We start from the raw sequence: 25,172 nt of genomic DNA on the forward strand, positions 1-25,172 counted from the left end.
GGAACACCTCCGGTGCGCCCTTCGGCTCGGGCTCCTGGACCGCCACGGCGACCGGGAGGCGGGCCCCCGGTCGTCACGCGTCGCTCGTCAGCGGGTCAGCGGGCCTCGACCGGGACGAAGTCGCGCTCGACGACGCCCGTGTAGATCTGGCGCGGGCGGCCGATGCGGGAACCCGGCTCCTTGATCATCTCGTGCCACTGGGCGATCCAGCCCGGGAGGCGGCCGAGGGCGAACAGGACCGTGAACATCTCGGTCGGGAAGCCCATGGCGCGGTAGATCAGGCCGGTGTAGAAGTCGACGTTCGGGTAGAGGCTGCGCGAGACGAAGTAGTCGTCGGAGAGCGCGTGCTCCTCCAGCTTGAGCGCGATGTCCAGCAGCTCGTCGGACTTGCCGAGCGCGGAGAGGACGTCGTGCGCCGCCGCCTTGATGATCTTCGCCCGGGGGTCGAAGTTCTTGTAGACGCGGTGCCCGAAGCCCATCAGGCGGACGCCGTCCTCCTTGTTCTTCACCTTGCGGATGAAGGAGTCGACGTCGCCGCCGGAGGCCTGGATGCCCTCCAGCATCTCCAGGACGGACTGGTTGGCGCCGCCGTGCAGCGGGCCCCACAGGGCGGAGATGCCGGCGGAGATCGAGGCGAACATGTTCGCCTGCGAGGAGCCCACCAGACGCACGGTGGAGGTCGAACAGTTCTGCTCGTGGTCCGCGTGCAGGATCAGCAGCTTGTCGAGCGCGGAGACGACGACCGGGTCGAGGTCGTACTCCTGCGCGGGGACCGAGAAGGTCATGCGCAGGAAGTTCTCGACGTACCCGAGGTCGTTGCGCGGGTAGACGAAGGGGTGGCCGATCGACTTCTTGTACGCGTACGCCGCGATCGTCGGAAGCTTGGCGAGCAGGCGGATCGTGGAGAGGTTGCGCTGCTTCTCGTCGAACGGGTTGTGGCTGTCCTGGTAGAAGGTGGACAGCGCCGAGACGACCGAGGACAGCATGGCCATCGGGTGGGCGTCGCGGGGGAAGCCCTTGTAGAAGTTCTTGACGTCCTCGTGCAGCAGGGTGTGCTGCGTGATCTCGTTCTTGAAGGTGGAGAGCTCGTCGATGTTCGGCAGCTCGCCGTTGATCAGCAGGTACGCCACCTCCAGGAAGGTGGAGCGCTCGGCCAGCTGCTCGATCGGGTAGCCGCGGTACCGGAGGATGCCCTGCTCACCGTCGAGGTAGGTGATCGCGGATTTATAGGCGGCGGTGTTCCCGTATCCGCTGTCCAGCGTCACCAGCCCGGTCTGGGCGCGGAGCTTTCCGATGTCGAAGCCCTTGTCGCCGACGGTGCTGTCGATCACCGGGTAGGTGTACTCGCCATCGCCGTACCGCAGTACTACAGAGTTGTCGCTCACGTCATCCCTCACCGACGTTGTGCCTCTTCTTCGAGGTGCCCTGACTGTCTCTACCATCCCCCATTTGGCCCTGGAGAGTGCACTCGGGGTCGACCATTGGGCCTATTGGCGGCACTCAGTGCCGCCAACCTGCACATCCTGCCTCCCCTCGCGCCGGTTCCGGAAGTGCTCTGTGACCTTTACGACTCGTTTGATCGATCATTTTTCGTGACGGGGGCCGTCCGGGCACCGGCAGGGGCCTCTCCATGGTCCCGCGGTCCCGGACTTCCGGCGGTCCCAGTGCCGGGCCGGCCGGTGGTCTCAGTGCTGGGCCAGCCGGTGGTCGAGGGCCGTGCACCGGCGCCCCGCGGACACCGTGCGCACCGCCTGCCCCAGGGCCTTGCGGGAGCCGACGAGGACGACCAGTCGCTTCGCGCGCGTGACGGCGGTGTAGAGCAGATTGCGCTGAAGCATCATCCACGCACCCGTGGTGACCGGGATCACCACCGCCGGGTACTCACTGCCCTGGGAGCGGTGGATGGTCACGGCGTACGCGTGGGCCAGCTCGTCGAGTTCGTCGAATTCGTAGGGCACCTCCTCGTCCTCGTCGGTCAGGACCGTGAGCCGCTGGTCGACCGGGTCGAGCGAGGTGACGACGCCCACGGTGCCGTTGAAGACGCCGTTCTCGCCCTTCTCGTAGTTGTTGCGGATCTGGGTGACCTTGTCGCCGACGCGGAAGACGCGTCCGCCGAAGCGCTTCTCGGCGAGGTCGGGGCGGCCGGGGGTGATCGCCTGCTGGAGCAGGCCGTTGAGGTGGCCCGCGCCCGCGGGGCCCCGGTGCATGGGCGCCAGCACCTGCACGTCCCGGCGCGGGTCCAGGCCGAACTTGGCCGGAATGCGCCGTGCGGCCACGTCCACCGTGAGCCGGCCGGCCTCCTCGGTGTCGTCCTCGACGAAGAGGAAGAAGTCCTTCATGCCGTCGGTGACCGGGTGCAGGCCGGAGTTGATCCGGTGGGCGTTGGTCACCACCCCGGACTGCTGGGCCTGGCGGAAGACGCGGGTCAGACGGACCGCGGGGACGGGGCTGCCGTCGGCGAGCAGGTCGCGCAGCACCTCGCCCGCGCCGACGCTGGGCAACTGGTCGACGTCGCCCACGAACAGCAGGTGGGCGCCCGGTGGAACGGCCTTGACCAGCTTGTTGGCCAACAGCAGGTCGAGCATGGAGGCCTCGTCCACGACGACCAGGTCGGCGTCCAGCGGACGGTCCTTGTCGTACGCCGCGTCGCCGCCCGGCTTGAGCTCCAGGAGGCGGTGCACGGTGGAGGCCTCGGCGCCGGTGAGCTCCGCGAGGCGCTTGGCGGCACGGCCCGTGGGCGCGGCCAGGAGGACCTTCGCCCGTTTGGCGCGGGCCAGTTCCACGATGGAGCGGACCGTGAACGACTTGCCGCAGCCGGGACCGCCGGTCAGCACGGCGACCTTCTCGGTGAGCGCCAGCCGGACGGCGGCCTCCTGCTCGGGGGCCAACTCCGCGCCCGTACGCCCCTTCAGCCAGTCCAGCGCCCGGTCCCAGGCCACGTCGCCGAAGGCCGGCATCCGGTCCTGGCCGGCCCGCAGGAGGCGCAACAGCTGGGCGGAGAGGGAGAGTTCGGCACGGTGGAAGGGGATCAGATAGACCGCCGTCACCGGTTCGCCGCCGTCGGGGCCCGGCACCTTCTCCCGGACGACGCCGGGGTCCTCGTCCTCCTCGGCCGGTGCCGCCAGCTCGGCCAGGCACTCGATGACCAGGCCGGTGTCCACCTGGAGGAGCTTCACCGCGTCGGCGATCAGCCGCTCCTCGGGCAGATAGCAGTGGCCCTGGTCGGTGGACTGGGACAGCGCGTACTGGAGGCCGGCCTTGACGCGTTCCGGACTGTCGTGCGGGATGCCGACGGACTGGGCGATCTTGTCGGCAGTGAGGAAACCGATGCCCCAGACGTCGGCCGCCAGGCGGTACGGCTGGTTCTTGACCACGGAGATCGACGCGTCGCCGTACTTCTTGTAGATCCGGACCGCGACCGAGGTGGACACCTCGACGCTCTGGAGGAAGAGCATGACCTCCTTGATCGCCTTCTGCTCCTCCCAGGCGTCGGCGATCTTCCTGGTCCGCTTGGGGCCCAGGCCCGGGACCTCGATGAGCCGCTTCGGCTCCTCCTCGATGATCTGGAGGGTGTCCAGGCCGAAGTGCTGGGTGATGCGGTCGGCGAAGACCGGCCCGATGCCCTTGACCAGGCCCGATCCCAGATAGCGGCGGATGCCCTGGACGGTGGCGGGCAGGACCGTCGTGTAGTTCTCCACGGTGAACTGCTTGCCGTACTGCGGGTGAGAGCCCCAACGGCCCTCCATGCGCAGCGACTCGCCGACCTGGGCGCCGAGGAGCGAGCCGACGACCGTGAGCAGGTCGCCGGCGCCGCGGCCGGTGTCGACGCGGGCGACCGTGTAGCCGTTCTCCTCGTTGGCGTACGTGATGCGTTCCAGTACGCCTTCGAGCACGGCGAGCCGCCGCTCGGCCGATGGGGTCCCCGCCTGCTGAGCCATGGTCCGACCGTACCGGTGCGGTGTGACAGCGGTGGGGCGTGCCCGGGGACGGGGACCGGGGACGGGGACCGGGGAACAGGGACCGGGGACCGGGGACGGGGACCGGGGACGGGGACCGGGGAACAGGGACCGGGGACCGGTGGGCTCGGTGGAGCGCCGCCCTCGATTGCCGAGCCCCGAGCCCCGAGCCCGAGCCCGAGCCCCGCACCCCGAGCACCGGCCCCGGCCCGTGAAGTGCCTGGCCGGCCGTGTGCAGGGCCGGTGTTCTGTTCGTCACGATCCGGTCTCAGGGGGTTGTCTCCGCGCGTGTAATCGTTTCCAATCCCTCGTGTAATCGATTCCACGAGGAGGTGGAGCGGCGATGGCGAGCATCAAGGACGTGGCCGCCGAGGCCGGCGTATCCGTCGCCACGGTCTCGCGCGTCCTGAACGACCATCCGTCGGTCAGCGCGGAGGCACGCACCCGCGTGATGGCCGCCGTACAGAACCTGGGCTACCGCCCGAACGCCGTCGCCCGCTCACTGCGCACCGACCAGACGCGCACCCTCGGCCTGGTCATCAGCGACGTGCTCAACCCGTACTTCACCGAACTGGCCCGGTCCGTCGAGGAGGAGGCCCGCGCCCTCGGCTACAGCGTCATCATCGGCAACGCCGACGAGCGGCCCGACCTCCAGGACCACCACGTACGGACCCTGCTGGACCGGCGCATCGACGGACTGCTGGTCTCCCCCACCGACGGCGGCTCCCCCGGCATGCTGGACGCCGCGCGCACGGGGACGCCGATGGTCTTCGTGGACCGCTGGATCGCCGGCGTCGAGGTGCCCGTCGTACGGGCGGACGGCCGCTCGGCCGTCCGGGACCTCGTGGCGCATCTGTACGCCCTGGGACACCGCAGGCTCGCGATCATCGCGGGACCCGCGGCCACCACCACCGGCAGCGAGCGCGTCCACGCCTTCCGGGAGGCCCTCTTCGAGCACGGACTCCCGCTGCCGGACGCCTACATAGGGCAGGGCGACTTCCAGGCCGAGAGCGGGCGGCGGGTCACCGAGGGCTTCCTCGACCTGCCCGAGCCGCCCGAGGTCGTCTTCGCCGCCGACAACCTGATGGCGCTCGGCGCGCTGGACGCCGTCCGCGCGCGCGGGATGCGGGTCCCCGAGGACATCGCGCTCGCCGCGTTCGACGACATCCCGTGGTTCGTGCACACCGATCCGCCGATCACGGCGATCGCGCAGCCGACGAAGGACCTGGGGCGGGCCGCCGTACGCGCCCTGGTCGACCGCATCGAGGGGCGCCCCCCGCAGTCGGTCACCCTCCCCGCCCGGCTCGTCGTACGTCGCTCGTGCGGCGAGTCCCCCGCAACGAACAGGAGCGAGTCGTGAGCGACCAGGACGAGTTGCTGCGCATCGAAGGGATCCGCAAGACGTTCCCGGGCGTGGTCGCGCTCGACAGCGTGGACTTCGACCTGCGCCGCGGCGAGGTGCACGTGCTGCTCGGCGAGAACGGCGCCGGCAAGAGCACGCTCATCAAGATGCTCTCCGGCGCCTACCACCCCGACGCCGGGCGGGTCCTCGTCGACGGCGAGGAGGTCCGCATCCATGGGGCGCAGGACTCCGAGCGCCTCGGGATCGCCACCATCTACCAGGAGTTCAACCTGGTCCCCGATCTCACGGTCGCCGAGAACATCTTCCTGGGCCGGCAGCCGCGCCGCTTCGGGATGATCGACCGCAAGACGATGGAGGCGGACGCCGCGCAGCTGCTCCGGCGCGTCGGCGTGAACGTGTCCCCCCGCGCACGGGTGCGCGAACTGGGCATCGCCCGCCTCCAGATGGTCGAGATCGCGAAGGCGCTGAGTCTGCGGGCCCGCGTCCTGATCATGGACGAGCCGACCGCCGTGCTCACCTCCGAGGAGGTCGAGAAGCTCTTCGCGATCGTGCGTGCCCTGCGCGAGGACGGTGTCGGCATCGTCTTCATCACCCACCACCTGGAGGAGATCGCCGCCCTGGGGGACAGGGTCACGGTGATCCGTGACGGGAAGAGCGTGGGCCAGGTGCCCGCGTCCACGCCCGAGGACGAACTCGTACGCCTGATGGTGGGCCGTTCCATCGAGCAGCAGTACCCGCGGGTGCGCCCCGTGTCCGGGGACGGCGCCGGCGACGGAGCGGCGGCCGACGGCGCGCTGCTCACCGTCGAGGGGCTCACCCGGGACGGTGTCTTCCACGACGTGAGCTTCGAGGTGCGGGCCGGCGAGGTCGTCGGCATCGCGGGCCTGGTGGGCGCGGGCCGCACCGAGGTCGCGCGCGCCGTCTTCGGCGCCGACCCGTACGACAAGGGCGCCGTGAAGGTCGCCGGGGCCGCGTTGCGCCGGCACGACGTGAACGCCGCGATGGGGGCCGGCATCGGGCTCGTCCCCGAGGACCGCAAGGGCCAGGGCCTTCTCCTCGACGCCTCCGTCGAGGAGAACCTCGGCCTGGTCACCCTGCGCGCCGCCACGCACGGCGGGCTCGTCGACCTCAAAGGCCAGCGGACCGCGGCCGCCCGGATCGCCGAACAGCTCGGTGTCCGGATGGCGGGCCTCGGCCAGCATGTGCGCACCCTCTCCGGCGGCAACCAGCAGAAGGTCGTCATCGGCAAGTGGCTGCTCGCCGAGACCAAGGTGCTGATCCTCGACGAGCCGACCCGCGGCATCGACGTCGGCGCCAAGGTCGAGATCTACCAACTCGTCAACGAACTGACCGCCGCCGGTGCCGCCGTCCTGATGATCTCCAGCGACCTTCCCGAGGTCCTCGGGATGAGCGACCGCGTCCTCGTGATGGCGCAGGGCCGGATCGCGGGCGAACTGTCCGCCGACGAGGCCACGCAGGACTCCGTGATGGCGCTCGCCGTCAGCACACCGACTACCGACTCCGACTCCGAAACCGCTGTGGAGGGCTCCCGTGGCCACTGACACGCATCAGAGCACATCGCGCGCCAGTGGCGCCTCGGCGGTCCGCCGCCTCCTGCTCGACAACGGCGCGCTCACCGCGCTCATCGTCCTCGTCATCGCGATGTCGGCGCTGTCCGGCGACTTCCTGACGACGGACAACCTGCTCAACATCGGCGTCCAGGCGGCCGTGACGGCCATCCTCGCCTTCGGCGTCACCTTCGTCATCGTCTCGGCGGGCATCGACCTGTCGGTCGGTTCGGTCGCGGCGCTCTCCGCCACCGTCCTCGCCTGGACGGCGACCTCGCAGGGCGTGCCGGTCTGGATCGCGGTGATCCTCGCGATCGCCACGGGCATCGCCTGCGGCCTGGTCAACGGCGTGCTGATCTCGTACGGGAAGCTGCCGCCGTTCATCGCGACGCTCGCCATGCTCTCGGTGGGCCGCGGACTCTCCCTGGTGATCTCGCAGGGCAGCCCGATCCCGTTCCCCGACTCGATCTCGCACCTCGGTGACACCCTCGGCGGCTGGCTGCCCGTCCCGGTCCTGGTGATGGTCGTGATGGGCCTGATCACCGCGGTGATCCTGGGCCGTACCTACATCGGCCGCTCCATGTACGCGATCGGCGGCAACGAGGAGGCCGCGCGTCTGTCCGGGCTGCGCGTGAAGAAGCAGAAGCTCGCCATCTACGCCCTGTCCGGTCTCTTCGCGGCCGCCGCGGGCATCGTGCTCGCCTCCCGGCTCTCCTCCGCGCAGCCGCAGGCCGCTCAGGGCTACGAGCTCGACGCGATCGCCGCGGTCGTCATCGGCGGCGCCTCGCTGGCCGGCGGCACGGGCAAGGCGTCCGGCACGCTGATCGGCGCGCTGATCCTGGCGGTGCTGCGCAACGGCCTCAACCTCCTGTCGGTGTCGGCCTTCTGGCAGCAGGTCGTCATCGGTGTGGTGATCGCTCTGGCGGTGCTGCTCGACACGGTGCGGCGCAAGGCCGGGGCGACTCCGGTCGCCGCCGGGGCGGGCACCCCGGGCGGCAAGGGCAAGCAGGCGGCGACGTACGTCATCGCCGCGGTGGTCGCGGCGGCCGTCGTCGGCGCCATGTCCTTCCTGCACACCGGTTCGTCCTCGTCGACGACGCAGAAGGTGGGCCTGTCGCTGTCCACCCTGAACAACCCCTTCTTCGTCCAGATCAAGGCGGGTGCGCAGCAGGAGGCGAAGAAGCTCGGCGCGGACCTGACCGTCACGGACGCCCAGAACGACGCCTCGCAGCAGGCCAACCAGCTCCAGAACTTCACCAGTTCCGGCATCGGTTCGATCATCGTCAACCCGGTGGACTCGGACGCGGCGGGCCCGGCGGTCCGTTCGGCGAACAAGGCCGACATCCCCGTCGTCGGCGTCGACCGGGGTGTGAACAAGGCGGACACGGCGGCGCTGGTCGCCTCGGACAACGTCGAAGGCGGCAAGCTGGGCGCCCAGGCACTGGCCGAGAAGCTGGGCGGCAAGGGCAAGATCGTGATCCTTCAGGGTCTGGCGGGCACGTCCGCGAGCCGTGAGCGCGGCGCGGGCTTCGCCGAGGGCCTCAAGGCCTACCCCGGTATCCAGGTCGTCGCCCGGCAGCCCGCCGACTTCGACCGCACCAAGGGTCTCGACGTCATGACGAACCTGCTCCAGGCCCACCCCGACATCCAGGGCGTCTTCGCCGAGAACGACGAGATGGCGCTCGGCGCGATCAAGGCGCTCGGTTCCAAGGCGGGCAGGTCGGTGTCGGTCATCGGCTTCGACGGCACCCCCGACGGGCTCAAGGCGGTCCAGGCGGGCACGCTGTACGCGTCCGTCGCCCAGCAGCCCAAGGAGCTCGGCCGGATCGCGGTGGAGAACGCGCTGAAGGCCGCCGAGGGCAAGAAGGTCGAGGAGACGGTGAAGGTGCCGGTGAAGGTGGTCACGAAGGAGAACGTGGCCGGCTTCGGCGGCTGACCCGGCCACGGACGGCGGGCGTACGGGAGGCCGCACCGGCCTCCCGTACGCCCCGTCCCCGGGCACCCGCCCGGATGTGCGGGAACCCGGGGGACGCCGTCCGGCGCACCCGACGGCGGTCGGCGCGATGCCGCACCGCCGCCCCGACCCACCCAAGCAGGGAGACAGTTCATGTACGACTACGACCTTCTGGTCGTGGGGTCGGCCAACGCCGACCTGGTGATCGGGGTCGAGCGGCGGCCCGCGGCCGGCGAGACGGTGCTCGGCTCCGACCTCGTCGTCCACCCGGGCGGCAAGGGCGCCAACCAGGCGGTCGCCGCCGCCCGCCTCGGCGCCCGTACCGCCCTGCTGGCCCGGGTCGGCGACGACGCGCACGGCCGGCTGCTGCTCGACTCGCAGCGGGAGGCCGGCGTCGACACCGTCGGCGTGCTGGTCGGCGGGGCGCCCACCGGCGTCGCGCTGATCACGGTGGACCCGTCCGGGGACAACAGCATCGTGGTCTCGCCCGGCGCCAACGGGCGGCTGACGCCCGAGGACGTGCGCGCGGCGGGAAGCCTGTTCCAGGCCTCCCGGGTGGTGTCGGCACAGCTGGAGGTACCGCTGGAGTCGGTCGCGGAGGCCGTACGGCATCTCGCGGACGGCGGTCGTTTCGTGCTCAACCCCTCGCCCCCGCAGGCCCTGCCCGCCGAGGTGCTCGCGGCCTGCGACCCGCTGATCGTGAACGAGCACGAGGCGCGGGTGATCGCCGGCACGGAGCTCGGGGAGCGTCCCGAGGACTGGGCGGAGGCCCTGCTCGCGCTCGGCCCGCGTTCGGTGGTCATCACGCTGGGCGCCCGGGGCGCGCTGGTGGCCGAGCGGGCGGGTGCCCGGGTCCGGGTGCCGTCCGTGCCGGTGGCGGCCGTGGACACCACGGGTGCGGGCGACGCGTTCACCGCGGCGCTGGCCTGGCGGCTGGGCCGCGGGGAGTCGCTGGCACAGGCCGCCGGGTACGCCGCCCGGGTCGGCGCCGCCGCCGTCACCCGGCCGGGGGCGCAGGAGTCCTTCCCCACCGCCGAGGAGGTCGCGGCGCTGTGAAGAGGGCCGGAATCCTGAACCGTCATCTCGCGGGCGCGCTCGCCGGGCTGGGCCACGGCGACGGGGTCCTGGTGTGCGACGCGGGGATGCCCGTGCCCGCCGGCCCGCTCCTCGTCGATCTCGCGTTCCGGGCCGGAGTGCCGTCCTTCGCCGAGGTCCTGGAAGGTCTGCTGGACGAGCTGGTGATCGAGGGCGCGACGGCCGCGCGCGAGGTCCGCGAGGCCAACCCGGCGGCAACGCGGCTGCTCACGGGGCACTTCCCCGCCCTCGAACTCGTGCCGCACGAGGAGCTCAAGGCGCTGTCGGCGGGCGCGAAGCTGATCGTCCGCACCGGCGAGGCACGGCCCTACGCGAATGTGCTGCTGCACTGCGGGGTCTTCTTCTAGGCCGGTCCCGCGGCGTTCCGGCCGGTCCCGCGGGCCCCGGCGGCACGGACGGGCCTCGGCGGCGGACCGCGGTCGCGCGCCGCGCCGGTGCCGACCGCGGGGGCCTGCCGGTGGCGACGGGTGCGGACATCCATGCCGGAATACGTGCCGGACGACGTGCCGGAAGACTTCGAGGGGCCCGGTCCGTCGACCGGGCCCCTCGGCTTTCCCCTCCGTATCAGAACCCCCGCGGATCCCCCCAGATCCCCCCTCCAGAAGTCCTGATGCCAAGTACGACCCGCGAGGTACGGGGAGGGTTGCACGGGCTTTCCAAGATTTTTTCCGGCACCCCGTTCCGGGCGCCGGGCACCTCAGACGGCGTGGGTGAGGAACCGCTGCGCGGTCTCGGCCAGCACCTCCCGCCCGTCGCGCGCCCACAGCGCGTCGTTGAACAGCTCGACCTCGATCGGGCCGTCGTACCCGGCCTTCTCGACGTACGAGCGCCACTCACGCATGTCGATCGCGCCGTCGCCGATCTGGCCGCGGCCGTTGAGGACGCCCTCCGGCAGCGGGGTGGTCCAGTCGGCCAGCTGGAAGGAGTGGATGCGGCCGGAGGCACCCGCGCGGGCGATCTGGGCGGGTGCCGTGTCGTCCCACCAGAGGTGGTACGTGTCGACCGTGACGCCGACCTGCTCGGCGGGGAAACGCTCCGCGAGGTCGAGGGCCTGGGCGAGGGTCGACACCACACAGCGGTCCGCCGCGTACATGGGGTGCAGCGGTTCGACGGCCAGCCGCACACCTCGGGCGGCGGCGTACGGGCCCAGTTCGCCGAGGGCGTCGGCGATGCGCTCCCGCGCGCCGTGCAGGTCCTTGGAGCCGGCCGGCAGACCGCCGGACACCAGCACCAGGGTGTCGGTGCCGAGCGTCGCCGCCTCGTCGACCGCGGCGCGGTTGTCGTCCAGGGCCCGCGCGCGCTCGGCCGGGTCGGTCGCGGTGAGGAAGCCGCCGCGGCACAGTGTCGTCACCGTCAGGCCGGCGTCGCGGACGAGCTCGGCCGTGGCCTCGAGTCCGTGGGCCCGGACGGGCTCGCGCCACAGACCGACGCCGGGGACGCCCAGTTCCCGGCAGGCGTCGACGAGTTCCGGCAGGGACAGCTGCTTGACCGTCATCTGATTGATGGAGAAGCGGGCGAGGCTCATGAGGTCACTCCGTACAGGGCCAGCAGGGACTTCATCCGCGCCTCGGCCAGCTCCGGGTTCGGGAACAGGCCGAGTCCGTCCGCCAGTTCGTAGGCACGCGCGAAGTGCGGCAGCGAGCGGGCCGACTGGAGTCCGCCCACCATGGTGAAGTGCTCCTGATGTCCGGCCAGCCAGGCCAGGAACACCACGCCCGTCTTGTAGAAGCGCGTCGGCGCCTGGAACAGATGGCGGGACAACTCGACCGTGGGGTCGAGGAGTTCACGGAAGCCCTTGACGTCGCCGGTGTCCAGGACCCGTACCGCCTGCGCGGCGAGCGGGCCCAGCGGGTCGAAGATGCCGAGCAGCGCGTGGCTGAAGCCCTGCTCGTCCCCCGCGATCAGCTCCGGGTAGTTGAAGTCGTCGCCGGTGTAGCAGCGGACGCCGTCCGGGAGGCGGCGGCGCAGATCGACCTCCCGCTGCGCGTCCAGCAGCGAGACCTTGATGCCGTCGACCTTGTCCGGGTGGGCGGCGATGACCTCCAGGAAGGTGGCGGTCGCGGCGTCGAGGTCGGACGAGCCCCAGTAGCCCTCCAGGGCCGGGTCGAACATCGGGCCCAGCCAGTGCAGGATCACCGGGTCGGCGGCCTGCCGGAGCAGATGGCCGTAGACCTCCAGGTAGTCCTCGGGTCCGGCGGCGGTCGCGGCCAGCGCCCGGGACGCCATGAGGATCGCCCGGCCGCCGGCCTCCTCGGCCACGGCGAGCTGTTCTTCGTAGGCCGCGCGGATCTCCGCCAGGGAGGCCGGGCCCGTCAGCTGGTCCGTGCCCACTCCGCAGGCGATCCGGCCGCCGACGGCGCGGGCCTCGGCGGCGCTGCGGCGGACGAGTTCGGCCGCGCCCGCCCAGTCCAGGCCCATCCCGCGCTGCGCGGTGTCCATGGCCTCGGCGACACCGAGGCCGTGCGACCACAGGTGGCGGCGGAAGGCGAGGGTGGCGTCCCAGTCGACCGCGGCGGGCGAGTCGGGCGAGACGTCGGCGTAGGGGTCGGCGACGACGTGCGCGGCCGAGTAGACCGTGCGGGAGACGAGCGGCGCCCCGGCGGTGACGGTGAGCGGCTCGGTGCGCGGCCGGTACGTCCTCAGCCGGCCGGCCGCGTCCGGGAGTCGGAGGGTCACAGGGAGATCTCCGGCACGTCGAGGCGGCGGCCCTCGGCCGAGGACTTCAGGCCCAGCTCGGCGAGCTGGACGCCGCGGGCGCCGGCGAGCAGGTCCCAGTGGTAGGGCGTACCGGCGTAGACGTGCTTGAGGAAGAGCTCCCACTGGGCCTTGAAGCCGTTGTCGAACTCCGTGTTGTCGGGGACCTCCTGCCATTGGTCGCGGAAGGAGTAGGTGGCGGGGATGTCCGGGTTCCAGACCGGCTTGGGGGTCACGGACCGGTGCTGGACGCGGCAGTTGCGCAGCCCCGCGACGGCGGAGCCCTCGGTGCCGTCGACCTGGAACTCGACGAGCTCGTCGCGGTTGACGCGCACGGCCCAGGACGAGTTGATCTGGGCGACGGCGCCGCCCTCCAGCTCGAAGATGCCGTACGCGGCGTCGTCGGCGGTGGCGTCGTACGGCTTGTCCTGCTCGTCCCAGCGCTGCGGGACGTGGGTGGCGGTGAGCGCCTGCACGGAGGTGACGCGGCCGAACAGCTCGTGCAGGACGTACTCCCAGTGCGGGAACATGTCGACGACGATGCCGCCGCCGTCCTCCGCCCGGTAGTTCCAGGAGGGGCGCTGGGCGCTCTGCCAGTCGCCCTCGAAGACCCAGTAGCCGAACTCGCCGCGGACGGACAGGATCCGCCCGAAGAAGCCGCCGTCGATGAGCCGCTTCAGCTTCAGCAGGCCGGGGAGGAAGAGCTTGTCCTGGACGACGCCGTGCTTGACGCCCTTCTCGTGGGCGAGCCGGGCCAGTTCGAGGGCGCCGTCGAGGCCGGTGGCGGTGGGCTTCTCGGTGTAGATGTGCTTGCCGGCGGCGACGGCCTTCCGGATGGCCTCCTCGCGGGCGGAGGTGACCTGCGCGTCGAAGTAGATGTCGGTCGCCGGGTCGGCGAGGACGGAGTCCAGGTCCGTCGACCAGTGCTCGAGGCCGTGCTGCTCGGCGAGGGCCCGCAGGGCGTGCTCGCGGCGGCCCACGAGGACGGGTTCGGGCCACAGCACGGTGCCGTCCCCGAGGTCGAGGCCGCCCTGGTCGCGCAGGGCGAGAATCGAGCGGACGAGGTGCTGGCGGTAGCCCATGCGTCCCGTCACGCCGTTCATGGCGATCCGCACCGTCTTGCGTGTCACGTCATTCCCTTCGTACGCGAGTTCCGCGCCGTCACGCCCTACTGGTGAGCAGAACAGCAAGCGCTTTCTATCTGAAGAGAAGCTAGCCTCTGCCGGGCCGATCGGACAAGACCGCGCGGGCGAGGAGATGTTCGACCCTCCGGACGGCTGGACGTGGAGGCCATGCGCGCGGTCGGATGTACCCGCACGTGACAGCCGTGCGCGACCGGTCCGGGCCACGGACCTGGGACCTCGCGGCTGCCCACGGGCACGGCCGTACGACGTGCGGCCGGGACCGCCGCACGAGGTACGGCCGGACGGCCGCACGGCGTGCGACGGAATGACGTACGGCGGCACGACGGACGGCCCGACGGCCGCACGGCGTGCGGGTGTACGCCGTTACGGCGGGCGTCGTCGCGGCGTACGGCGGTGCGGTTGCCCGGCGTACGACCGCGGGATGGCCCCGGACCCCGGGGGCATGCCGCGGGCGTGCGGCCGGACGGCCGACGGCCGCGGCGTGCGGTCTCCGGCCGTCCGGACGGGGGTCCGTCCTGACGGCGGTCCGTCCGGACGGGGGTGACGCTTCGGCGTACGTCGTCGCGGGACGGGCGGCGTGGCCGAGGTGCACGCCGTCGCGGGACGGGCGGTGTACGGCTGGGGTGCGGGTTGTGTACGGCTGTGGTGCGGGTTGCCGCGGTCGGGCGGCATGCTGCTTCGGCGTACGTCGTCGCGGGACGGACGGTGTACGACGGTGGCGTAGGTCGTCGCAGTCGGCGGTGTACGGCTGGGGTGCAGGTTGCCGCGGTCGGGGGGTGTACGACTGCGGTGCAGGTTGCCGCGGTCGGACGGTGTACGGCTGGGGCGTGGGCACGGACCGCATGGCGCGCGTCCGCGTCCCTGAGAACGAGGACAACGAGATGCGTGACCGGAGGACGACGAGATGACCGTGACCCTGGCGGACGTGGCGGCCCGCGCACAGGTCTCGCCCGCGACCGTGTCCCGGGTGCTGAACGGGAACTATCCCGTCGCGGCGTCCACGCGCGAGCGGGTACTGCGTGCGGTGGACGAGCTGGACTATGTGCTGAACGGGCCCGCGAGCTCGCTCGCGGCGGCGACCTCCGACCTCGTCGGCATCCTGGTCAACGACATCGCCGACCCCTTCTTCGGGATCATGGCGGCCGCGATCCAGTCCGAGATCGGCGGACCCGGCGGACGCGCCGGCGGCGAGCGGCTGGGCGTCGTGTGCAACACCGGCGGCTCCCCCGAGCGCGAGCTCACCTACCTCACGCTCCTGCAGCGCCAGCGCGCCGCCGCCGTCGTCCTCACCGGCGGCGCGATCGAGGACGCCACGCACGCGGCGGCCGTCTCCGCGAAGCTGCGCAGGCTGGCCGAGGCGGGCACCCGGGTCGTCCTCTGCGGACGCCCGCCCGCGCCCGAGGCCCCCGAGGCGATCGCGCTCACCTTCGACAACCGAGGCGGCGGCCGGGAGCTCTCCGACCACCTGATCGGCCTCGGCCACCGGCGACTCGGCTACATCGCGGGCCCCGAGGAGCGCACGACCACCCGGCACCGGCTGGAGGGCCACCGCGCCGCACTGGCCACGCACGGCGTCGAGGACGATCCGCGGTGGACCGTGCACGGCCGCTACGACCGCCGCTCGGGATACGAGGCGACCCTCGAACTGCTGCGCCGCGACCCGTCCCTGACGGCCGTCGTCGCCGCCAACGACACGGTCGCGCTCGGCGCCTGTGCCGCGCTGCGCGACTCCGGTCTGCGCATCCCCGACGACGTGTCCGTCGCGGGCTTCGACGACCTGCCGTTCAGCATCGACGCGGTGCCCGCGCTCACCACCGTGCGGCTCCCCCTCACCGAGGCGGGCGCCCGTGCCGGGCGGATCGCCATGGGGCGCGAGGAGCCGCCGCCGGGCGGGATCGCCACGGTGCGCGGGGAGTTGATGGTCCGCGGGTCCACCGGGGTGCCACGGGGCTGAGGCACCCCGGGGTGCGCGGAGGTGCCGCGGGGCTCGGAGCACACGCGGACCACGGGCCCGGCGCCCCGCGAAGGGCCCGTTCCAGAACGCGGTGCGCGGAGCGATGAGTTCTCGGCGGCACCGCGGTCTTCATTGCCGTAACGGAACGAACGATGAAGAACGACGAAGAGGAGCACCTCCCATGCGTATCGTGATCAGCGCCTTCATCAGCCTCGACGGTGTCGTGCAGGCGCCCGGCGGCCCCGAGGAGGACACCGACGGCGGCTTCGCCCACGGCGGCTGGTCCCACCCCTACTTCGACCCGGAGGTCGTGGGCGGCGCCTTCGCCGAGGGGCTCGGCAAGGCCGAGGCGCTCCTCTTCGGACGCCGCACCTGGCAGACGATGGCCGCGGCGTGGCCCGAGCGCGCGGGCGACCCGTTCGCCGACCGGATGAACTCCCTCCCGAAGTACGTGGTGTCCGGCACGCTCGACGAGTCCGACCTCACCTGGAACAACACCACGCTGATCCCCGGCGACCAGGCCGTCGCCCGCGTCCGGGAGCTGCGCGCGGCCGAAGGCGGGGACCTGGCGATGATGGGCAGCCCCACCCTCGTACGGACCCTGCTGAGCGAGGGCCTGGTCGACGAGCTCCAGCTCATCCGGATGCCGGTGATCCTCGGCGGCGGCAAGTCGATCTTCCCCGTCGACGGGGTGAAGCGCCCGCTGGAACTGGTCTCCTCCGCCACGGGCAAGACGGGCGTGGAGGTGTGCGTCTACCGGCCGGCCGACGAGGCGTGAGGGCACGCCGGGGGGCGGAGTGTGCCACCCCGGCCGAGGGGGAGGGGCCGCCGGGGCACGGCGGCCCGGCCTGAGCGGGACCCGGGGCGAGTGGTGCACGGTGACCCGACCACGACGGAAGGCCGCTCCGGGGGGCGGGCGGTATCCGGCGGCCCGGCAGAGGCTGAAAGCCCGGGGCAAGCGGTCCAGGTGGCGAGGCCACGACGGAGAGCCGCTCCAGGGGCGGGCGGCATCCGGCGGCCCGGCAGAGGCCGAAAGCCCCGGGGCGAGCGGTCCAGGCGGCCCGACCACGACGGAGGGCCTCTCCGGGTGTGGGGTGCGCGGCGGCCCGGCAGAGGCCGAGGGACCCGGGGGTAGGCGGTGCGTGAGGGTTCGGCCTATGCTCGGAGCGTCGACATCTCTGACTGAGTCAGTGATCCGGGGGCCGATCCTCCAGGGACCGCCCAGAGCAGACCTCGCGGAGCCCACCATGACCGTCCAGGACATCCGCTCCTTCAACCGCTTCTACACGAACGTCATCGGCGCGCTCGACTACGGCCGCCACCTCTACGCCCCGTACACGCTCACGGAGTCCCGGGTGCTCTACGAGCTCGCCCACTCCCGGGGCGCCGACGCCGCCGACCTGCGGACCGAGCTCTCGCTGGACTCCGGCTATCTGAGCCGCATCCTCAACAAGTTCGAGCAGGACGGACTCGTCGAGCGCGCCCCCTCCGAGACGGATCCGCGCCGCCGTCGCATCACCCTGACCGCGCGCGGCCGGGACGCCGCCGGCCTGCTCGACGAGCGGGCCCGGGAGACGGTCGGTACGCTGCTCGCGACCGTGCCGCCCGCCGACCGGCCGCGGCTCGCCGAAGCGATGCGCACGGTCCGCACGATCCTGGGCGACGGCCGCTCCCCCGGCCCCGAGGACGTCGTACTGCGTGAGCCGGGCCCCGGCGACCTCGGCTGGATCGTGCAGCGCAACGCCGCGCTGTACGCGGCCGAGTACGGCTGGAACACCGACTACGAGAGCCTCGTCGCGCGGATCGTCGCCGACTTCGCCGGGGACCACGACCCGCACCTGGAACGCGTGTGGATCGCCGAGCTCGACGGACGGCCCGTGGGCTGCGTGATGTGCGTCCGGGACGACGCGCCCGGCACGGCCCGGCTCCGCCTCCTCCTCGTCGAGCCCGACGCGCGCGGGCTCGGCATCGGGGACCGGCTGATCGGCGCCTGCGTCGACTTCGCCCGCGGCGTCGGCTACCGCGAGCTCGTCCTGTGGACCAACGACGTCCTGGCCGCCGCCCGCCGGCTCTACCAGCGCCACGGCTTCGTCCTGGTCTCCGAGAAGCCCCACCGCTCCTTCGGGGCGGACCTCGTCGGCCAGGACTGGCGCCGGGACCTGCACGGCGGACACGAATGACCGGGACTCGACTGCCGCCTTCCTCGCGGCAACACCAGCCCGTAGGGTCCGCCCCATGAAACTGGCGTTCTCCACCCTGGGCGTACCCGGGCTCCCGGTCCCCGACGTCGTGCGGCTCGCCGCCGCGCACGGCTACCACGGCGTGGAACTGCGCGCCCATCCCGAGGAGCCCGTGCATCCGGGCCTCACCGCGGCCGAACGGGCCGACGCGGCGGCCGCGTTCAAGTCGCTCGGCATCGAGATCCTGGGCCTCGCGGGGTACGCCCGGGTGGCGGCGCCGGGCGACGACGCCCCCGTGCTGGAGGAGATCCGCGAGCTGGTCGACCTGGCCCGGGACCTGGGCGCGCCGTTCGTGCGCGTCTTCCCGGGCGGCGACGCGGACCAGGATCCGGGCGAGTCCGACGCGACGGCGGCCCGCCGCCTCGGCACGGCCGCGGAGCACGCCGCCGACGTGGGGGTCCGCATCCTCCTGGAGACCCACGACTCGCACCGCACGGGCGCCGACGTGATCCGGATCCTCGGACCGGTCGGGCACCGGCAGGTGGGCGCGCTGTGGGACGTGATGCACACCTGGCTCGGTGGCGAACAGCCCTCGGACACCTACGCGGCCCTGTCCCCGTACCTCGGATACGTCCAGGTCAAGGACATCGCGTCGGCCGAGGACAGCACCCCGCTCCCGCTCGGCGCGGGCGCCCTGCCGCTTGCCGAGTGCGTGGAACTGCTGTCCCGCCGGGGCTGGGACGGCTGGCTGTGCTGGGAGTACGAGAAGCGCTGGTACGAGGGTGCGGCCCCGCTGCCGGACCTGCTGACCGCGGGCCGTGAGCACCTGGCCCGCCTGCTGAACGACTCCGCGTGAGAGCGGCGGTCCCGCCGGCTCCCCCGCGCCGCGTCCGACGCCTCCCGGTACGTCCGCCGGTGCGGTGAAGCGGCGTACGGCTAGGCCACGTTCTCCCCGGCCGCCAGGACCGCCCGGCGCACCCGTTCCGTCAGCCGGTCGCGGCACGCGGGCCACTCGTCCGCCATGATGGAGTAGATCGCGGAGTCCCGCAGCCGGCCGTCCTCGCCCGGGGCCCAGGAGCGGGACCAGTTGCGCAGGACTCCCTCGAAGCGGGCGCCGACGCTCTCGATCGCCGCGCGGGAGCGGCTGTTGCGCGCGTCGGTCTTCAGGTCGACGCGGGAGACGTCCCACTCCTCGAAGGCGTGCCGGAACAGCAGCAGCTTGGCCTCGGCGTTCACGCCCGTGCCCTGCGCGGACGCGGCGAGCCAGGTGAAGCCGACCTCGATCGCGTCGAGCCGGTCGTCCGACCGCCAGCAGCGCGGCTCCCAGTAGGAGGTCGCGCCGACCGCGCGCCCCGTGGCGACGGACACCTGGGCGTACGGGGCGAGCCGTCCGTCCGCGGCACGGGCGAGCTGCGCGTCGATGTAGTCGCCGACCTCCGCGGCCCTGGGCACCCAGGTGAACGCGTACGAGTCGCGCTTCTCCTCCGCCGCCGCGACGAGGTCGGCCGTGTGACCGTGACCGAGCGGCTCCAGACGCACGAGCGCGCCTTCGAGAACCGGCCCCTCCAGATGAAAGCCCAACGCCCGGCACCCCTTCGTCCCGCACGGCCGCAGGGCCGGCCCGGCGAACGGCTCGCCGCGGCCCGGCAGAGTCTTCCGTACGCCTCCGGGCCCGTCGAACGGAATAACCGGGCGGACCGCTGTGCCCCACGGGACCTCGGTCGACTCCCGCGTCCTGAAGGGGTGTTCACCCCTAGAATGGGCGCAGTTCGGAAACGGGGGACGAGATGGGCGCAGGCCGCAGGGACGCCCTCCTGATCGCGACCGGGGCGTACGACGACGGCAGGTTCCACGCGCTGCGCTCACCCGCACAGGACTGCGCGGGCCTCGCCGGCGTGCTGTCCGACCCCCGCATCGGCGGCTTCCGGACCGATCAGGTCAAGGACGCGCCGGCGAGTCGGGTGATGCGCGCGGTGGACCGCTTCTTCATGGACCGCAGCCGCGACGACCTGCTCCTGCTGCACGTGTCCTGTCACGGCATCAAGGACGACGACGGGCGCCTGTACTTCGCCGCGCGCGACACGGACCGCGACCTGCCCGCCTCCAGCGCCGTCCCGGCCGCCTTCCTGCGCGACCGCATGGAACGCTGCCGCGCCCGCACGGTCGTCGTGCTCCTCGACTGCTGCTACAGCGGCGCCTTCCTGCACGGCGCGAAGTCCGCGGACGACCAGGTCCATCTGCGCGACGAACTCGGCGGCCACGGCCGCGTGGTGCTGACCGCGACCAGCCGCACCGAGTACGCGTGGGAGGGCAAGCGCGTCGAGTCCATGACGCCCCAGCCCTCCCTGTTCACGGGCGCACTGATCGAGGGTCTGGGCACCGGGGCGGCGGACCTGAACGGGGACGGCCGGATCACGGTCACCGAGCTGTACGACTACGTGTACGAGTCCCTGCACGGCGCCGGGGTGAAGCAGACCCCGCGGATGTGGGCCGACCTGGAGTACCAGGTGACGATCGCGCGGACGGCGCGCGCCGGGGACACCCGCATTCCACCCATGCCGCGCACGCCGCCCGCGCAGGACGCCTTCACCACGCCGCCGCCCCGGACGCCGCCCGCCCCGGACACCTTCGGCACGCCCGTGTCCGGGGCTCCGTCCACGGCGGGGGCTCCGTCCACGGCGGGGGCTCCATCGACGGCCGGGGCCACGTCCGCGGAGCAGCTGGACCTGGCCGAGGTCATGGACCAGTTCTTCGCCTCGGACAAAGACAGGAAACGGAGCGGGACACGGACGGCCGGCCGCCGCCGGTCGCGCGGCCGCCGCGGCTCGGACGCGCTGATCCGGCTCGAACTCCCGCTGGAGGAGACAGCGTTCGGCATCGACAGGGAACTCCAGCTGGACACGGCCGTGGTGTGCTCGGCCTGCTCGGGAGAGGGGACGCCACCGGGGACCCGGCCCGTCGAGTGCGACGCCTGCGGGGGCCGCGGCGAGACCGGCCCGCGGCGCTTCTTCGGCCAGGCCGCCGACACCCGCCTCTGCCGGAAGTGCGAGGGCTACGGCACGGTCCTGCCCACGCGCTGCCCCGCCTGCGACGGCGACGGCAGGGTCCGCTCCCGCCGCACGATCACCGTGCGGATCCCGGCGGGCGTCGACAACGGCACCCGGATCAAGTTCGCCGGCCAGGGAGAGGCAGGTCCCGGCGGCGGCGAGCCGGCCGACCTGTACGTCGAGATCGTGGAACTCCCCCACCCCGTCTTCCGGCGTGTGGGCGACGACCTGCACCGCACCGTGACCGTCTCCCGCGCCCTGGCGACGACGGGCGGCACGCTCACCGTGGACACCCTGGACGGCCAGAAGACGATCGCCCTCCCCCAGAACTTCCCGGACGGCCGGACCCTGCGGCTCCCGGGCCAGGGGGTGACGCACCTGCAGGGCGGCGGCCGCGGCAACCTCTTGGTGCGTGTCGAGATCCGCGGCTGAACCCGGCGGCCGGACGGCGGCCCGGACCGGCGTCAGGCCGGCAGTGCCGCCCGCAGCCGCGCGAACGCCTCGTGGAAGGCCGGGAACGTCTTGCGGACGCACCCCGGGTCGTCGAACGTGATCCCGGGGGTGCGCAGCGCGGTGACGGCGAACGACATGACGACGCGATGGTCCCCGTACGTCCTGATCTCGGCCGGGGCGGGGGTGCCGGGGTGGATCTCGATCCAGTCGGGGCCGGTCAGCGCTCGGACGCCCAGCCGCCGCAGGTTCTCCGCGCAGGCTTCGAGGCGGTCGCACTCCTTCACCCGGGTGTTGGCGACGTCCTCGATGCGCACGGGTCCGGAGGCGAAGGGGGCGATCGCGGCCAGTGTCGGCATCGTGTCGGAGATGTCCCGCATGTTCACCGTGACGCCGGCCAGCCGCCCGGTGCCCGACACCGTGGTGGCGTCACGGCCGACGTCCACCCGCGCGCCCATGCGGCGCAGCACGTCCACGAACCGCAGATCGCCCTGGAGCGCCTCCTCGCCGAGACCCCGTACGGTGACCTCGCCGCCGGTGAGCGCGGCCGCCGCGAAGAAGTAGCTCGCGGTGGAGGCGTCCGGCTCGACGGCGTAGGTGGTGGCGCGGTAGCCGCCCGGCGGCACGGTGAAGACGTCGCCGTCGCGGCGCACATGAGCCCCGAAGGCGCGCATCATCGCGACGGTGATGTCCACGTACGGCGCCGACACCAGGTCCGTGACCTCGATCCGCAGGCCCTCGCGGGTCAGCGGGCCCAGCAGGAGCAACGCCGTCAGGTACTGCGAGGACTGGCCCGCGTCCAGGGTCACGTCGCCGCCCGTCACCCCGGCCGCCGCGATGCGCAGCGGATGGTGGCCCTCGGTCTCCTCGTGCCGCAGGTCCACCCCCAGGTCGCGCAGCGCCCGGGTGAGCGGGAGCAGCGGTCGGCGGCGCATCTGGGCCGACGCGTCGAAGCGGTACCTGCCGTGGCCGGCCGCCGCCAGCGTCGGCAGGAAGCGGGCGGTGGTCGCGCCGTCCCGGCAGTGGACGTCGGCCTCGGGGACGGCGGGGCCCTGCGGGCGGCCGTCCACGTGCCAGGCCTCCGGGGCCCGTCCGACGCGGTAGCCGAGCCGGGTCAGCCCCTCCGCGAAGCCCTCCGTGTCGTCCGAGCGGAGCGGGCGCACGAGGGTGGTGACCCCGTCGGCAGCCGCCGCCAGGAAGAGGGCGCGGGCGGTGATGGACTTGGAACCGGGGATGTCGACGACGGCCATGCCCTCATGCTGGCTCCCGCGCACGCTCCTGCGCTGGAACGTCCGCCAGATGGACCCGTGTCGGCGCCGCGAACGAGGTCAGCGCCACGCCTCCGACCAGCAACGCCGCCGCGCCCCACCGCAGCGGGCCGACCGGCTCGCCCAGAAGGAGCGCGGCCGAGGACATGCCGAAGACCGGCACGAGGAGCGAGAAGGGGGCCACGGTGGAGGCGGGGTACCGGTGCAGCAGCCGGCCCCACGCGCCGAAGCCGAAGACCGTGGTGATCCAGGCGACGTAGACGATGACCGCCGCGCCCTGCGGGTCCAGGGCGCGCAGCGCGTCGAGGTCCCGGGACGGGCCCTCCGTCAGCAGCGACAGGCCGAGCAGCGGCAGGACGGGGACGGTGCTCACCCACACCATGAAGTTGAGCGAGTCGGGCGGGGACGCCTTGCGGGTGAGGACGTTGGACAGGCCCCAGCAGGCCGCGGCGGCGACGACCAGGGCGAAGGCGCCCAGGGGGCCGGACGCGCCCTCGTCCAGGGCGGCCAGGCCCACTCCGCACAGCGCCACCGCCATGCCCGCCAGCCGTACGCGGGTGGGGCGTTCGCCGAGCGCCGCGAAGGCGATCAGCGCCGTGAAGACGGCCTGGATCTGCAGGACGAGGGAGGACAGCCCCGCCGGCATGCCCGCGTCCATCCCGATGAACAGCAGCCCGAACTTCGCCACGCCCAGCACCAGTCCCACCGACACGATCCACTTCCAGGCGACCTTGGGCCGGCCCACGAAGAACACCGCGGGCAGGGCCGCCACCAGGAAACGGAGCGCCGAGAAGAGGAGGGGCGGGAAGTGGTCGAGGCCGACCTCGATGACCGTGAAGTTGACGCCCCAGACGGCGGCGACGAGGACGGCGAGGCAGATGTGGGCGGGTCGCATGGGTCGAGGATCACCCCGGTCGACTGTTAAGCACCAGCAAAGTCTGCTGCATGATGGGATGAAGCATTCCTAATGAAAGGGGTGGGCCGTGCTCGATCTGCAACGCCTGCGCGCCCTGCACGCCGTCTCCGTGCACGGCACGGTCGGCGCCGCCGCGGCAGCGCTCGGATACACCCCGTCGGCGGTGTCCCAGCAGATCGCGAAGCTGGAGCGGGAGACCAGGACCGTGCTCCTGGAGCGGCAGGGGCGCGGTGTGCGGCTCACCGAGCAGGCCGAGCGGCTCGCCGCCACCGCGCAGGAGTTGATGGCGCTCGTCGAACGGGCCGAGACCGAGCTGGAGGAGCGGCGGGGGCTGCCCGCGGGGCGGCTGACCGTGGCCGCGTTCGCCTCGGCGGCGCGCGGGCTGATGCCGGGCGTGCTGGCGGATCTCGCGGTCCGGCATCCCGCGCTGGACACCCGGCTGTCGGAGGTCGACCCGCACCTGTCCATCGACCTGGTCGCCAAGGGCGCGGTGGACCTGGCCGTCGCGCACGACTGGGACATCGCGCCGCTGCCCGCCCCGGCCGGGGTGGAGCAGGCGGTGATCGGGGACGACCTGTGCGACCTGCTCGTCCCCGCGGGGCATCCGTTCGCCGGGCGGGCCGCCGTGCGACGCGAGGACCTCGCGGGCGAGCGGTGGATCTGTCAGCCGCCGGGGCGGGTGTGCCACGACTGGCTGGTGCGGACGCTGCGGGCGGCGGGGTGCGAGCCGGACATCGTGCATCAGGCCGACGAGAACCCGACGCTGGTCGCGCTCGTCGCCGCGGGGCTCGGTGTGGCGCTCATTCCGCGGCTCGGGCGCGGGGCCCTGCCGGAAGGGGTCGTGGAGGTGCCGCTGGATCCGATGCCCGTACGGCGGTTGTACGCGCTGTGGCGGGCGGGGGCGGCGCGGCGGCCGGCCATCGCGGAGACGGTACGGACGCTCCAGAGGCACTGGCCTCTGGTCTCGGAGCACGCCTGATCCCAGGGCCCGCCGGGGCCGCCGTCCCGCTATCCCGCCCTCTGCGCCTGCTGGGGCACCTTGCTGATGCCCCGTCCGGTCCACGGGTCTGCCTCCGCCCACGCGTCGCGCGTCGCCCCGCACGGGCCGGTTGTCCGGCCGGGGTCCGCTCGGGTCCGGGTACAGGCCCGCTGCGCAACCCGGCGCCGACGGGGTGCCGCTGCGCCCACCCGTGCCGCCCCGGCGGCACGATTGCCCGCAGTCGACGACACCGCCCGCCGTGCCTCGGGCGCGACACCCGTCGGCGCCGCGGTCGACGACGCCGTCCGCCGGGCGTGGGCATCGCCTTCGGGGTCTCATTCGGCTCCTGGGGCACCCCCGTCACGACTTTCGGGGGCGGGGGCGCAGCGGGGAACCCGGGGGGTTCGGCCTTCGTCCAATGTGCGTGCTGCCGGACGAGTCTCCGCAGTGCGGTGTCGGCCTCGCTGCTGGCTGCGATCGCTGACCACCCTCTCCGCCGCCTGCGGCCGGCAGCACGCCGTCACCGGCGCGCCCCCCTCCAACTGCGCCGGTGGCGGCCCCAACCCGGGTTACTGTGCACACCCTTGACTGGAAGAAACTTTC

The 25,172-nt window shown here is 72.8% G+C and carries 19 protein-coding genes; 11 read left to right on the top strand and 8 right to left on the bottom strand.

Annotated features, from left to right (window positions below; translation table 11 throughout):
- Nucleotides 1-95: 95 nt before the first annotated feature.
- Both ACSYGO_RS18975 and recD2 read right to left on the bottom strand, forming a co-directional pair.
- Nucleotides 96-1,385, bottom strand: coding sequence for a citrate synthase (locus tag ACSYGO_RS18975; protein WP_028803556.1), 1,290 nt, complete (start codon nt 1,383-1,385; stop codon nt 96-98).
- 300 nt (nt 1,386-1,685) lie between these two features.
- A complete protein-coding gene (gene recD2 / locus ACSYGO_RS18980; protein WP_426681111.1) occupies nt 1,686-3,938 on the bottom strand; it encodes an SF1B family DNA helicase RecD2 in 2,253 nt (750 codons plus the stop codon).
- Between the two features lie 361 nt (nt 3,939-4,299).
- On the opposite strand from recD2, the gene ACSYGO_RS18985 reads away from it, so the two are divergent.
- The 5 genes from ACSYGO_RS18985 (at nt 4,300) to rbsD (ending at nt 10,283) form a co-directional block, all read left to right on the top strand.
- Nucleotides 4,300-5,316 (top strand): LacI family DNA-binding transcriptional regulator, encoded by a 1,017-nt coding sequence (locus ACSYGO_RS18985; RefSeq protein WP_432172097.1) that lies wholly within the window; start codon nt 4,300-4,302, stop codon nt 5,314-5,316.
- Nucleotides 5,313-6,881: a sugar ABC transporter ATP-binding protein gene (locus ACSYGO_RS18990; protein ID WP_460387121.1), complete on the top strand. Its 1,569-nt coding sequence runs from the start codon at nt 5,313-5,315 to the stop codon at nt 6,879-6,881. The genes ACSYGO_RS18985 and ACSYGO_RS18990 overlap by 4 nt, the downstream gene beginning before the upstream one ends.
- Nucleotides 6,871-8,823, top strand: a complete 1,953-nt coding sequence (locus tag ACSYGO_RS18995) for an ABC transporter permease/substrate-binding protein (RefSeq protein WP_426681108.1) — start codon at nt 6,871-6,873, stop codon at nt 8,821-8,823. Before ACSYGO_RS18990 ends, ACSYGO_RS18995 begins: the two co-directional genes overlap by 11 nt.
- Nucleotides 8,824-8,994: 171 nt before the next feature.
- A complete protein-coding gene (locus ACSYGO_RS19000) occupies nt 8,995-9,897 on the top strand; it encodes a ribokinase (protein ID WP_426681107.1) in 903 nt (300 codons plus the stop codon).
- Nucleotides 9,894-10,283 (top strand): D-ribose pyranase, encoded by a 390-nt coding sequence (rbsD, locus tag ACSYGO_RS19005; RefSeq protein ID WP_426681106.1) that lies wholly within the window; start codon nt 9,894-9,896, stop codon nt 10,281-10,283. The genes ACSYGO_RS19000 and rbsD overlap by 4 nt, the downstream gene beginning before the upstream one ends.
- A gap of 350 nt (nt 10,284-10,633) precedes the next feature.
- On the opposite strand, the gene ACSYGO_RS19010 is transcribed toward rbsD, so the two are convergent.
- The 3 genes from ACSYGO_RS19010 to ACSYGO_RS19020 are packed head-to-tail and all read right to left on the bottom strand — an operon-like array spanning nt 10,634 to nt 13,760.
- Entirely contained in the window at nt 10,634-11,461 is an 828-nt protein-coding gene (locus tag ACSYGO_RS19010; protein WP_432172100.1) for a sugar phosphate isomerase/epimerase family protein, read from the bottom strand.
- Nucleotides 11,458-12,612 carry a dihydrodipicolinate synthase family protein gene (locus tag ACSYGO_RS19015; protein ID WP_460387122.1) on the bottom strand — a complete coding sequence of 385 codons (1,155 nt, stop codon included), beginning with the start codon at nt 12,610-12,612 and terminating at the stop codon, nt 11,458-11,460. Before ACSYGO_RS19015 ends, ACSYGO_RS19010 begins: the two co-directional genes overlap by 4 nt.
- Complete coding sequence (locus tag ACSYGO_RS19020; RefSeq protein WP_460387123.1) at nt 12,609-13,760, bottom strand: Gfo/Idh/MocA family protein; 1,152 nt, start codon at nt 13,758-13,760, stop codon at nt 12,609-12,611. Before ACSYGO_RS19020 ends, ACSYGO_RS19015 begins: the two co-directional genes overlap by 4 nt.
- 919 nt (nt 13,761-14,679) lie before the next feature.
- On the opposite strand from ACSYGO_RS19020, the gene ACSYGO_RS19025 reads away from it, so the two are divergent.
- From ACSYGO_RS19025 to ACSYGO_RS19040, 4 genes are all read left to right on the top strand, one after another.
- Nucleotides 14,680-15,729, top strand: a complete 1,050-nt coding sequence (locus ACSYGO_RS19025; RefSeq protein ID WP_460387124.1) for a LacI family DNA-binding transcriptional regulator — start codon at nt 14,680-14,682, stop codon at nt 15,727-15,729.
- A gap of 181 nt (nt 15,730-15,910) precedes the next feature.
- Nucleotides 15,911-16,507, top strand: a complete 597-nt coding sequence (locus ACSYGO_RS19030; RefSeq protein ID WP_095934487.1) for a dihydrofolate reductase family protein — start codon at nt 15,911-15,913, stop codon at nt 16,505-16,507.
- Nucleotides 16,508-16,976: 469 nt separating this feature from the next.
- Nucleotides 16,977-17,909, top strand: coding sequence for a bifunctional helix-turn-helix transcriptional regulator/GNAT family N-acetyltransferase (locus tag ACSYGO_RS19035; protein ID WP_426681102.1), 933 nt, complete (start codon nt 16,977-16,979; stop codon nt 17,907-17,909).
- Between the two features lie 55 nt (nt 17,910-17,964).
- Nucleotides 17,965-18,765 (top strand): sugar phosphate isomerase/epimerase family protein, encoded by an 801-nt coding sequence (locus tag ACSYGO_RS19040; RefSeq protein ID WP_432172103.1) that lies wholly within the window; start codon nt 17,965-17,967, stop codon nt 18,763-18,765.
- Between the two features lie 80 nt (nt 18,766-18,845).
- Here the strand turns inward: ACSYGO_RS19040 and ACSYGO_RS19045 are convergent, their stop codons facing one another.
- Nucleotides 18,846-19,490, bottom strand: coding sequence for a GNAT family N-acetyltransferase (locus ACSYGO_RS19045; RefSeq protein WP_460387125.1), 645 nt, complete (start codon nt 19,488-19,490; stop codon nt 18,846-18,848).
- Between the two features lie 206 nt (nt 19,491-19,696).
- Between ACSYGO_RS19045 and ACSYGO_RS19050 the strand changes: the two genes are divergently transcribed.
- The gene (locus ACSYGO_RS19050; RefSeq protein ID WP_460387126.1) at nt 19,697-21,388 is read left to right on the top strand and encodes a caspase, EACC1-associated type; all 1,692 of its coding nucleotides are present in this window, start codon (nt 19,697-19,699) and stop codon (nt 21,386-21,388) included.
- Between the two features lie 32 nt (nt 21,389-21,420).
- Here the strand turns inward: ACSYGO_RS19050 and aroA are convergent, their stop codons facing one another.
- Both aroA and ACSYGO_RS19060 read right to left on the bottom strand, forming a co-directional pair.
- On the bottom strand, nt 21,421-22,656 hold the full coding sequence (gene aroA, locus ACSYGO_RS19055) for a 3-phosphoshikimate 1-carboxyvinyltransferase (RefSeq protein ID WP_426681098.1): 1,236 nt from the start codon (nt 22,654-22,656) through the stop codon (nt 21,421-21,423).
- Nucleotides 22,657-22,660: 4 nt separating this feature from the next.
- Nucleotides 22,661-23,569, bottom strand: coding sequence for an EamA family transporter (locus ACSYGO_RS19060; protein ID WP_037765671.1), 909 nt, complete (start codon nt 23,567-23,569; stop codon nt 22,661-22,663).
- Between the two features lie 88 nt (nt 23,570-23,657).
- Here ACSYGO_RS19060 and ACSYGO_RS19065 point away from each other — a divergent pair, with 88 nt between their 5' ends.
- Nucleotides 23,658-24,569 carry a LysR family transcriptional regulator gene (locus ACSYGO_RS19065; protein ID WP_460387127.1) on the top strand — a complete coding sequence of 304 codons (912 nt, stop codon included), beginning with the start codon at nt 23,658-23,660 and terminating at the stop codon, nt 24,567-24,569.
- Nucleotides 24,570-25,172: the final 603 nt, after the last annotated feature.

The organism is Streptomyces krungchingensis (assembly GCF_054729265.1).

Excerpts from the sequence above, each read along its gene's own strand:
- ACSYGO_RS18985 (WP_432172097.1), top strand. The coding sequence starts at position 4,300 with ATGGCGAGCATCAAGGACGTGGCCGCCGAGGCCGGCGTATCCGTCGCC.
- ACSYGO_RS19050 (WP_460387126.1), top strand. The coding sequence starts at position 19,697 with ATGGGCGCAGGCCGCAGGGACGCCCTCCTGATCGCGACCGGGGCGTAC.
- recD2 (WP_426681111.1), bottom strand. The coding sequence starts at position 3,938 with ATGGCTCAGCAGGCGGGGACCCCATCGGCCGAGCGGCGGCTCGCCGTG.
- ACSYGO_RS19030 (WP_095934487.1), top strand. The coding sequence starts at position 15,911 with ATGCGTATCGTGATCAGCGCCTTCATCAGCCTCGACGGTGTCGTGCAG.
- ACSYGO_RS19000 (WP_426681107.1), top strand. The coding sequence starts at position 8,995 with ATGTACGACTACGACCTTCTGGTCGTGGGGTCGGCCAACGCCGACCTG.
- ACSYGO_RS19035 (WP_426681102.1), top strand. The coding sequence starts at position 16,977 with ATGACCGTCCAGGACATCCGCTCCTTCAACCGCTTCTACACGAACGTC.
- ACSYGO_RS19060 (WP_037765671.1), bottom strand. The coding sequence starts at position 23,569 with ATGCGACCCGCCCACATCTGCCTCGCCGTCCTCGTCGCCGCCGTCTGG.
- ACSYGO_RS19025 (WP_460387124.1), top strand. The coding sequence starts at position 14,680 with ATGACCGTGACCCTGGCGGACGTGGCGGCCCGCGCACAGGTCTCGCCC.
- ACSYGO_RS19010 (WP_432172100.1), bottom strand. The coding sequence starts at position 11,461 with ATGAGCCTCGCCCGCTTCTCCATCAATCAGATGACGGTCAAGCAGCTG.
- ACSYGO_RS19040 (WP_432172103.1), top strand. The coding sequence starts at position 17,965 with ATGAAACTGGCGTTCTCCACCCTGGGCGTACCCGGGCTCCCGGTCCCC.
- aroA (WP_426681098.1), bottom strand. The coding sequence starts at position 22,656 with ATGGCCGTCGTCGACATCCCCGGTTCCAAGTCCATCACCGCCCGCGCC.